This is a genomic window from Microcoleus sp. PH2017_28_MFU_U_A, assembly GCF_020738035.1.
Taxonomy (GTDB): Bacteria; Cyanobacteriota; Cyanobacteriia; order Cyanobacteriales; family Microcoleaceae; genus Microcoleus.
Map to the genome: position 1 here is coordinate 138,342 of NZ_JAEQCX010000035.1, position 9,758 is coordinate 148,099.

General features: G+C 44.8%; 10 protein-coding genes. 5 read left to right on the forward strand and 5 right to left on the reverse strand.

The features are described 5' to 3' along the window. Positions 1-241 precede the first annotated feature (241 nt). From JGK14_RS06890 to JGK14_RS06910, 5 genes are all read left to right on the forward strand, one after another. Entirely contained in the window at positions 242-385 is a 144-nt protein-coding gene (locus JGK14_RS06890; protein WP_293174987.1) for a hypothetical protein, read from the forward strand. A gap of 46 nt (positions 386-431) precedes the next feature. Further along, positions 432-1,667, forward strand: coding sequence for an RNA-guided endonuclease InsQ/TnpB family protein (locus JGK14_RS06895; RefSeq protein WP_293174989.1), 1,236 nt, complete (start codon positions 432-434; stop codon positions 1,665-1,667). A 263-nt stretch (positions 1,668-1,930) separates the two neighbouring features. Beyond that, positions 1,931-2,854 carry an MBL fold metallo-hydrolase gene (locus JGK14_RS06900; protein WP_293174734.1) on the forward strand — a complete coding sequence of 308 codons (924 nt, stop codon included), beginning with the start codon at positions 1,931-1,933 and terminating at the stop codon, positions 2,852-2,854. Between the two features lie 373 nt (positions 2,855-3,227). Then, positions 3,228-4,451, forward strand: a complete 1,224-nt coding sequence (locus JGK14_RS06905) for a bifunctional riboflavin kinase/FAD synthetase (RefSeq protein ID WP_293232419.1) — start codon at positions 3,228-3,230, stop codon at positions 4,449-4,451. 326 nt (positions 4,452-4,777) lie between these two features. Beyond that, positions 4,778-5,686 carry an AAA family ATPase gene (locus JGK14_RS06910; protein WP_325314885.1) on the forward strand — a complete coding sequence of 303 codons (909 nt, stop codon included), beginning with the start codon at positions 4,778-4,780 and terminating at the stop codon, positions 5,684-5,686. 158 nt (positions 5,687-5,844) lie between these two features. Here the strand turns inward: JGK14_RS06910 and JGK14_RS06915 are convergent, their stop codons facing one another. The 5 genes from JGK14_RS06915 to JGK14_RS06935 all read right to left on the reverse strand — a co-directional run bounded on the left by JGK14_RS06915 (position 5,845) and on the right by JGK14_RS06935 (position 9,587). Next, complete coding sequence (locus JGK14_RS06915) at positions 5,845-7,044, reverse strand: glycosyltransferase (RefSeq protein WP_293214049.1); 1,200 nt, start codon at positions 7,042-7,044, stop codon at positions 5,845-5,847. A 322-nt stretch (positions 7,045-7,366) separates the two neighbouring features. Further along, positions 7,367-7,792: a hypothetical protein gene (locus JGK14_RS06920; protein WP_293208563.1), complete on the reverse strand. Its 426-nt coding sequence runs from the start codon at positions 7,790-7,792 to the stop codon at positions 7,367-7,369. A 158-nt stretch (positions 7,793-7,950) separates the two neighbouring features. Then, on the reverse strand, positions 7,951-8,445 hold the full coding sequence (locus tag JGK14_RS06925) for a hypothetical protein (protein ID WP_293208560.1): 495 nt from the start codon (positions 8,443-8,445) through the stop codon (positions 7,951-7,953). Between the two features lie 3 nt (positions 8,446-8,448). After that, positions 8,449-8,679 carry a hypothetical protein gene (locus tag JGK14_RS06930; RefSeq protein ID WP_293208557.1) on the reverse strand — a complete coding sequence of 77 codons (231 nt, stop codon included), beginning with the start codon at positions 8,677-8,679 and terminating at the stop codon, positions 8,449-8,451. A 464-nt stretch (positions 8,680-9,143) separates the two neighbouring features. Further along, a complete protein-coding gene (locus JGK14_RS06935) occupies positions 9,144-9,587 on the reverse strand; it encodes a hypothetical protein (RefSeq protein ID WP_293216344.1) in 444 nt (147 codons plus the stop codon). Positions 9,588-9,758: the final 171 nt, after the last annotated feature.

Here is a 9,758-nt window from a genome sequence, read left to right on the forward strand (position 1 = left end):
AGATTGAGTGAATGGCATATATACCACTCAGACTCATGAGTCAAATTTCTGGGCTTGCACGCAAACACATATCAGGAAGTTCTCCGATGAAGGCAAGATCAAAAGCATCAAAAACGAAGCAGGACAAAGACTCTACGATGTTGAGTCATACCAGCGCGGTGCAATTGTCGTGGGAACTATTTGCGAATGTCGCGTCAGTTCAACCAAACAGCGAGACGACCTTGCTAGGCAAGTTGAATTTATGCGAGAACGATATCCAGAAGCTGAAATCCTCCAAGGCATCGGCTCTGGACTCAACTTTAAGAGAAAAGGACTGCAAGCCCTACTGGTCAGAGTTATGCGCACAGATCAGCTCAAGATTGTTGTTGCCTGTAGAGACATCTAAAGCAGATTCGGATTTGAGCTATTCGAGTTTATGGTCAAGCAAAACGGTGGAGAACTCCTGGTTCTCTCAAACCCTTTTCACTGCCCTGAAACCGAACTCACAGCCGATTTTCTTGCCATCCTTCACGGCTACCGTTGCCGAATGCACGGCCTCAGGAGCTACAGCCAGAAAATCAAGAAAGATCCGAATATTCCCCAGCCCTGAACAAAAAGCTCTGTTGAAAAGATGGTTCGGTGTTTCCCGATTCGTATTTAATGCAACAATTAAATACTTACAGGAGCCGGGAACCAAAGCCAACTGGCTAACGATCAAGACAGGGATTCTCAACTCATTACCTGACTGGGCGTCATCGGTTCCATTTCAAATTAAATCAATTGCAATTAAAGACGCCTGTCAAGCCGTCAAAAAAGCCAAAGCAGACTTCAAAAAAGACGGACAAGTGCGTCGCTGTAAATTCCGCAGTCGCAAGGATACAAAGCAATCTATTTACATCCCTAAATCTGCAATCAAAGATTGTGGCATCTATCACACAATATTGGGTCGGTCAAAGCTGAAAGAGGCATTACCCAAGGATTTCAGTGACGGACGGCTAATGCTTGCCTATGGCGAGTATTATCTAATTGTCTCCGAAGAAGTGCAGCCGCGTCAGACCGACAACCAAGGTCGCGTGGTTGCCTTAGATCCCGGTGTTCGCACGTTCATGACTTTTATTTCCGAGAGTTCTTACGGATATCTCGGCAATGACTCCAATCTTCAAATCCAAAAACTGTGCTTCAAGCTAGACAGGTTAATCTCAAAAATGAGCGCATCTCCTAGCGCGCAGAAGAAAAGATTTAAAAAGGCTGCTGACAGGTTGAAGTCCAAGGTTCAACACATGGTTAAAGAGTTGCACGACAAGACTGCTAAATTCTTAGTTGATAATTTCGATGTCATCTTATTGCCATCATTTGAATCTTCAAAGATGGTTAGCAAGTCACGTCGCAAAATTCGCTCTAAAACCGTGCGTCAGATGCTGACTTTATCTCATTATCAGTTCAAGAAACATCTTGAATGGAAAGCTTGGGAGTCAGGTAAGGTAGCCCTGACTGACATCAACGAAGCTTATACATCAAAGACAGTTTCTTGGACTGGAGAAGTCAAGAAGATTGGCGGTTCTCGTGTTATTAGAGACCGAGATGGACGCTGCATGAACAGGGATCTAAATGGTGCTCGCGGGATTTTCTTGCGGGCATCGGTTGATACACCTTGGTTGAGAGAACATCTCAGCCTATGTATTTGTTGACGAATGTTAGCAAAAAAGTATCGGTTACGCTAGTGAAGAGAGAAAAGAATAGTTACGATCGAGACTTCATCAGTCCACCTTGTAATTTATTCCTCAGTTATCAAGCCCAACAGTTTTGCATTTTCTGGGAAGCGAGACTCTTGGCACTTCCAACAAGTGGGAAACTAGACCGTCAAAAAGCTTGGGTTTGATGGTAAAAGCCTTACTAATATTATGTAAACACCTTATCGATGGCTCGCCGGAACAATCTTGCAGGAAAACCCATGTCTAGTATGCAAAACCAATTTACGGTTCACTTTTGGGGCGTTAGAGGTAGTATAGCGTCTCCCGGAGCTGAAACAGTACGTTACGGGGGCAACACGCCCTGTATAGAAATGCGAGTGGGTGACAGCCGCCTAATTTTCGATGGCGGTACTGGGTTGCGGGTTTTGGGACAAACTCTCCTGTCGCAGATGCCCGTAGAAGCTCATATGTTTTTTACTCACACTCACTGGGATCACATTCAAGGATTCCCATTTTTTGTCCCAGCTTTTATTAAAGGCAATTGTTTTCACATCTATGGGGCCGTTGCTCCTACTCCTAATCAAGCTACTATCCAGCAGCGACTCAACGACCAGATGCTCCACCCTAATTTTCCGGTGCCCCTGCAAATTATGGGGGCAGATCTGAAATTTAACGATATAGAAGTGGGTGAACCCATGGAAATCGGAGAGATTAAGGTGGAAACAGCTTTGTTGAACCACCCCGGTGAAGCGATCGGCTACCGCGTCAACTGGCGGGGGTATGCGGCTGCTTACGTGACTGATACTGAACATTTTCCCGATCGTTTGGACGAAAATGTGCTGTATTTGGCTCGCGATGCTGAGGTGCTGATCTATGATGCTACTTATACGGATGATGAGTATTATTCGGAAAAGTCTAGCAGGGTTGGCTGGGGACATTCGACTTGGCAGGAAGCGGTGAAGGTGGCAAAGGCTGCTAATGTCAAAAAGTTGGTGATTTTTCACCACGATCCGCTGCACAATGACGAGTTTTTAGACAAGGTGGGAGAGCAAGTGGCTCAAAGGTTCCCGAACAGTTTGATGGCGCGGGAAGGTTTGTCGTTACAGTTGCTGCCTCCTCAAAACAAGGATTTGTCTGAAGGGTCGTCTGAAGGGTCGGTGGAAGCCCCTAAAGTGCCTGCGTGATGGATTTGAGATTGCCAGATGGTTCTTAAACAGTTGACAGTTGACAGTTGACAGTTGACAGTTTGAGAGCGGCATCTACAAGGAAGAGGATGGGAGTAATGAATAGTCTGATTTTTATTTCTCCCTCAAAGAGAGAGGCTTTCAACCAATTCTTTATGGTAAATCTTGAGGTCTGAAATCTAAAATTTAAGTGAGGGCTGACCTGACTCAAAGACGGATACAAGCCCCGGCTTAAGTCGTAGAGAACCAAAAAGTTTAGATCGAAGTTCTAACTCCCAGTATCGATTCTGTGGAGTCAAATCTAAAATCTAAAATCTAAAATCTAAAATCGACTGGCGATCGCAATCTGGCTAAGTATGGCAAAATCTTAAGCGTGTGGATAACTTCTTCTTCAACCGCTGCTCTGACTCCAACTTCTGTTGCCTTGGGAAACTTTGATGGTTTGCACCTAGGGCATCAACAAGTCGTGCAGCCAATTTTAAATCGATCGCCGGGGCTAACTTCTGCGACGGTTTCTGCGTCGGGGCAAAACTTGCGCCCAAACGCTGGCAGAGATCAAAATTTGGAAGGCGAACATCCGGCAAGCTGGGAAAACGACTCAGCAGCACTGCCGGAAACAGCCCGCAGCGCCCTGAATTTCAATGGTGCGATCGTGGCGCACCCCCGGGCCGAGGGCAACAGCCTCTCTGGTCGCGATGATGCTGCGGGCGATCGGCTTTACGGTACTGTGGTGACATTCAATCCCCACCCGCAAGAATTTTTTACAGGTCAACCCAAAAAACTGCTGACACCTCTGGCAGAAAAGGTAGAATTGCTCGCAGCAATGGGTGTCGAGCAACTTGTGCTGCTGCCGTTCGATCGAGAATTGGCAGCATTGACTGCTGCTGAGTTTGTCGAGGAAATTCTGGTGCGGCAACTGCAAGCGAGTCGTATTAGTGTGGGGGTAGATTTTCGGTTCGGACGCGGACGTGCTGGGACGGCTGTAGATTTGCAGTCGATCGCCTCGGGTTACGGTATTGATGTTGCGCTGATACCCCTGCACAATTGCGATGAGGGCGATCGGATCAGCAGTTCCGCGATCCGCGAAGGTTTAGCATCCGGCGACCTCACAAAAGCGAATAAGTTGCTGGGGCGGCCTTACAGTTTAGTCGGGACTGTGGTTGGGGGACAGCGGCTGGGTAGGACGATCGGATTTCCGACTGCTAATATCGAACTGCCACCGGAAAAATTTTTGCCGCGTTTTGGCGTGTACGCGGTGCGAGTCTCGGTGAAGGATGGAGGCGGAATCATCAAAAAAGATGAAAATTCTGCCTATAAGTGGGAAAATCCCCAATCTCTAATTCCGCGCCAAGCATCAGATTTATCATTCATAAATGGGGTGATGAATGTTGGTTGCCGCCCGACGGTAAACGGTCTACAACTAACTGTAGAAGTTCATCTGTTAGATTGGTCTGGGGATTTGTACGGTCAAACCTTGAGCGCAAGTTTGATAGAATTTTTGCGACCCGAACAAAAATTCGCTTCTCTGGATGCTCTCAAAAATCAAATTCAGACAGATTGTGATGTTGCTAGAAAGGTGTTAGCTGCCAATGGTTAATAGATCTATTGCAAAAGTATTGGCTAATCAAATTTTCGGACGGGCTAGAAGCCCATCCCACAAGAAAAATAATTGTGGGATGGGCTTCTAGCCCGTCCTAATTATGAATCCATTGTGTATAGTTTTGCTTGGGCGATTGAAATCGCGTGTATAAAAACGAAGTCCGCGCAGGCTGAGTGAGAATAAAAGAACAAGCAATTAACAACTAGCAATTAGCAATTAAGTAAATCAACGTAATTAAGGTAAAATGCGGAAGGCTAAAAAGCTTCCTTCTTCCTTCTTCCTTCTTCCTTCTTCCTTCTTCCTTCTACATAAAAATCAGGGATATGAGAGAACATATTGAGCGGCTCAAACAAAATCTAGGCAAGACAATTGTCGGTAAAGCGGATGCTATTCGCTTGGTACTTGTAGCCGTGCTTTCGGGCGGACACGCGCTGCTGGAAGACGTGCCTGGTGTGGGAAAAACGCTGTTAGCGAAGTCTTTAGCGCGATCGATCGATGGCAAGTTTCAACGCATTCAGTGTACTCCCGATTTGTTGCCAACGGATATCACCGGTACTAATATTTGGAATCCCAGCAGCGGCAACTTTGAGTTTTTGCCGGGCCCAGTTTTTGCGAATGTTTTGCTAGCCGATGAAATCAATCGGGCGACGCCGCGAACTCAGTCTGCTTTGCTGGAAGTGATGGAAGAAAAGCAGGTGACGGTAGATGGAGTTTCTCGGAATGTTCCGGCGCCGTTTTTTGTGATTGCGACTCAAAACCCGATCGAATATCAAGGCACTTTTCCGCTACCGGAAGCGCAGATGGATCGGTTTACCTTGTCTTTGACGTTGGGCTATCCCGCTGCGTCGGAAGAGTTGCAAATGTTGGAACGGCTGTCTGATACTTTTGCTGTGGAAGATTTGCAGCCTTGTATTTCCTTGGAACAGGTGCAGGAATTGCGCCGTTTGTGCGCTGCGGTGCAGGTGGAAGGCTCTTTGAAGCAGTATATTGTGGATTTGGTGCGATCGACTCGCGAGGATGAAGAGATTACTCTAGGCGTGAGTCCCCGTGGTGCGGTGGCGTTGCACCGGGCATCTCAAGCGTTGGCATTTATTTCGGGGCGGGATTTTGCTACCCCGGATGATGTGAAGGATTTAGCGCCGCACGTACTTTCTCATCGGTTGATTCCGGCGGGGGGAAGGAAGGCGAAGACGATTGTTGATAAGTTGTTGAAATCTGTTCCAATTCCTTAAAAAGTTACAAATCCTCGATCGCTTTAATTGAAGGAACAGGCAAGATGCCTGTTCCACAAACAATTAATTTTTCTGTATGGTGGGCATCCTGCCCGTCCTGGAGAAATTAATTAATAACGGTGCAAGATGTCAGTTAATAAATACATCTTGTACTATTTTCAAGCACTCTGAAATAGCGCCACTAATTTCTTTGCCTCTAGATCAACATTATGTTGTTGAGCAACCCGTTCGGCTCCTATTTTCCCCATTTCTTCTAGCTTTTCTAAAGGTGCTTCCAATGCCGCACGCATTGCAACCGCTAATGCTTCTACGGAACCGGGAGGAACTAACCAACCGCAAACACCGGGTTCTACGAGCTCCGGGATACCAGCAACATAGGTGCTAATTACAGGTCGATTGAGAGCGAGGGCTTCCATAATTACGACGGGTAAACCTTCAGCAAAACTCGGCAATACCATGGCGCGGGAAGCTAAAATCTCTTTCTGAACTCGATCGCCACTGGCCCAGCCGGTAATTTCTATATAGTTTTGCAGATTGAGTTGTGCAATCTGCTGTTCAATTTCAGCTCGCAGCGGCCCGTCTCCAACAAATACCAATTTAAACTCCAAGCCTTGAACGGCTAGCTTGCTGGCGGCTTCTAGTAGTAACAAATGACCTTTTTGTTCGCTGAGTCTCCCGATGCAGGCTAAGCGGGGTGCTGCGGGTATGGGGACGTGGGGTGCGGCTAAAAATGCTGCATCGACGCCGCAGTGTATGACGTTGATTTTTGACCAATAAGCGCGATCGCACCACCGAAATAGCTGACTTTTGCCGAAGGAACTGACTGCTGCTACAAAGGTCGATCGTTTAATTTTTTCATCTAAGGAAAGAAGTGTAGCTTTATCAAATTCTTCGGGGCCGTGAACGGTGAAACTGTAGGTCGGGCCGCCTAGGACGCGACATAACATTGCAACAGTTGTGGAATTTGTGCCGAAGTGAGCGTGAACGTGTGTGGTACCGGATTCTGCGAACCAGTTTAAAAGAATGCAAGCTTCTGCGAAATAAGCTAGATGCAGTAAAATCCCGCGTTCTGAGTGTAAGCCAACTTTGAACATTAAGCGCAAAGCTTCGAGGAATCGAATTGGTCTAGTTGCGGCAGTGCGGAGTAAGCCCAACGCTAAGCCCTGTACGCCAACTCCTAGGATGACTTTGGTCAATTCTTGTTCTTGTTTGTCTGCGCCGTCTACGAGTTCGGATTCGCAGGATCGAATGGAGTAACGCCCGACTTTGAGGCCGCAAGTTTCGACGGCTAGGAGTTCTCTGCGGACGAAGCTGTGGCTGACTTTGGGGTATTGGTTGACTAGGTAGGCGATGTTCATGAAGGGGGAGAAATTTTTGTGGTAAAACTCTAAACCAGTCTAGCCTTATGGGAGGTGAAGGGCGATCGGGCGATCGGGAAAGTTTGGGTCAATTAGGTGGATGATTAAAGTCCCCTTGCGGGGAAGTCTGAGCAACTATCAGAATGAATCTGACTGTTATTCAGCATTACGGAAGAGTTTGTTTCCGTCCCCGTTAGGGGAAGTTGGCAGTTGTTTGATTTTTCACTTAAGAAACTCTTGCTTCTTAAGCTTACCAGCCTATCCCTATTTTGTTTAAAATTCAAGTATGTGAAAGTTAGAAGCTGAGTTTTAGATATTTTTGTCAGGGATTTAATAGCTTTTTAACTATTTGTAGATTATCAAAAGACCGATCGACATCTATTTTTGTATATCTAGTATAATGAAACCGAGAATTAGTTTTTATACTTGTTTTTATACCTGCTTTCATACCTGTTAAGTATCGCGCTATTTGACTTTCATTTTTCAGATTTTTATAAGCCTTCTCCAAGCTTCTATCTCGCCTGTCAGCAATGTCACGAACATAATCAAACAGGCGATCGTGTGGCGATGAGGAACCTTGATATTTTTCTTCAAGATCGACTTTCTGAACCTTTGCATAAGCTTCGATGCAGTGTAAAGCTGAGTAAAAACACATTGTCACTGCCCAATCAGGAAAAGTATCTCTGATACTAAGTGCCGCCTCTTCATTATTCTTAGCTTGTTCGCGATGGGACTGTTCGCTCGGCATAAAAATCAACAGCTACTTTCTAGTTTGTTCAGTAATTTAATCTTTGGCGTTGCCGATCGCAGATATAAATTTGGGTAGGAATGAACGGTTGTTCTCCCTTGCCGTGTGTATCGAGATCGTCGATGAATTATGTCTCTATTCAGCAACGCCTAATTGTTTTAAGTTCTAGCTATAACATACCAATTACTGCCAGACTTAACTGAATTGTAATAACTTGTAGGACTTGACAAAGTTATAGTTTCCGAGCGAGCAACTTCTTTCGCTCCGTCTTGGATTCTGACAAACTTTTCCACGAGTTTTTCGTCAAAGTACCATTTTTCATTAGTTTTATCGCGTAAATCCCATTCACAATCAATTACTAAGTCTTGGATTTTGTCCCAAGTTTCATAATCCAACTCTGTTTCAGGGCATAGTTCTAATTCAAACTCAATCCAGTGAATGTCTTCCGTTCTAGGAGCTATTGCTCTAACTTTGGCGACACCATCTATCTTGGCTAACTTCTGGACTAATTCCTGTACTTCAACAGGAGCAGTAGGCGACTTAAATGACTGCTTTGGTTTCAGAGGAGAAGGAGGGAATTCAAAGAATTTAAAAGTTTTTGGATTCGATGTTGAGCTTTGAAGTTCCGCTCTTGAGTTTGTGATTACTGTCATTGTCTATTCCTGCAAAAATTCATTAAGACGGTCTCTTAAAAACTTGGCTTTTTGCCTGGTAAATGCAAAATTGCCTACCAAATTTTGTGTCTGTTTTGACTCTGGCTCTTCCGCAGTAAAAGGACTATCTGATAACATCCCTGCTATTAATATCCCATCGCTCTCGTCAATAGCTACTACTACACCAGTCACCAGATAAACTTGATTTTTTTCTACATCATTCACTTGTGTCATCCTTGGGTATTACCCTACAACAACTATGACAATTTAAATTTAAAGTCCCCTTGCGGGGAAGAGGACTGACATAAGTTATGCAACTGTTCAGTCAATCTAGAGGCGTGTTTCCATCCCCTTGCGGGGTAAGTTAAGAAAACTGTAACAGTTTTAGGAACACTTTTAGCCTCTAGTAATTTAGATAATATACGTAGTTTCTACAAAAGTCAAGTGCATGTCAGCTTGAGAAAAAAATCGTGGTTTTGAATACTATATAAAAACTCTCCAAACATAAATTTTAAACGTAAAAAATATTGCTCGCACAAAGCAATGCAGTGGGGTGATTTTCACCTCACCCCATCTGTATTTTCTTGCATGAATCTTTAGAAGGTTGAAGCATTTACGTATAAAGACTCTGGATTTCTTCCTATATCTAAGCGCAAATGCTTCATCTCTACAGATTTAAACCAACTTTTCCAAGAAGCCTACTTTACTTGATATCGTGACTTGATATCATGTAAGGCTGGTGAGGCGCTGGAATTTTTGAAAGTATGCCAATGCTGCCACAACTGGACAGAGTTATTAGCAGTAGTGGCGATGCCTGCGACAATTGCCACTATTGCCGCCAGCTTCTGTAAATGACGAACTTTTGTTAACTTGTTCTTCGAGATAGCCTTGCTTAAATTTTTATCCGGTTCTTCACCTTGTATAGGAGAATGGAGATCGTCCGGTGATAAGCTTTCCGATACACCTAACTTGGCTGAATCTGCTGGTAGGTAAGCTTCCAATGTCTGTGGGTATTTTTTCATGTCTTGGGTGTCTTCTACTAAAAACGTCGGTCTGATTGCCTGAACAGGTGCATAAGTTATGTTGGTAGAGCCTACCTGATAATTGTTGTCAGGTAAGTCTGTTTTTTCTAGCCTACACATAGGTCGATCGCTCCAAAAAAGTATCAAAGTTTACAAGGCTCACAGTTGAAACTGTCAGCCTTACTCTTTATATTAGGGAGCACCACAGAATGATTGATCCTATAATGACCCAAAGATAATTTCAGTGTGCAGCGTATCTTATGTCTCTAAAATCTATCATGAAACTGACCG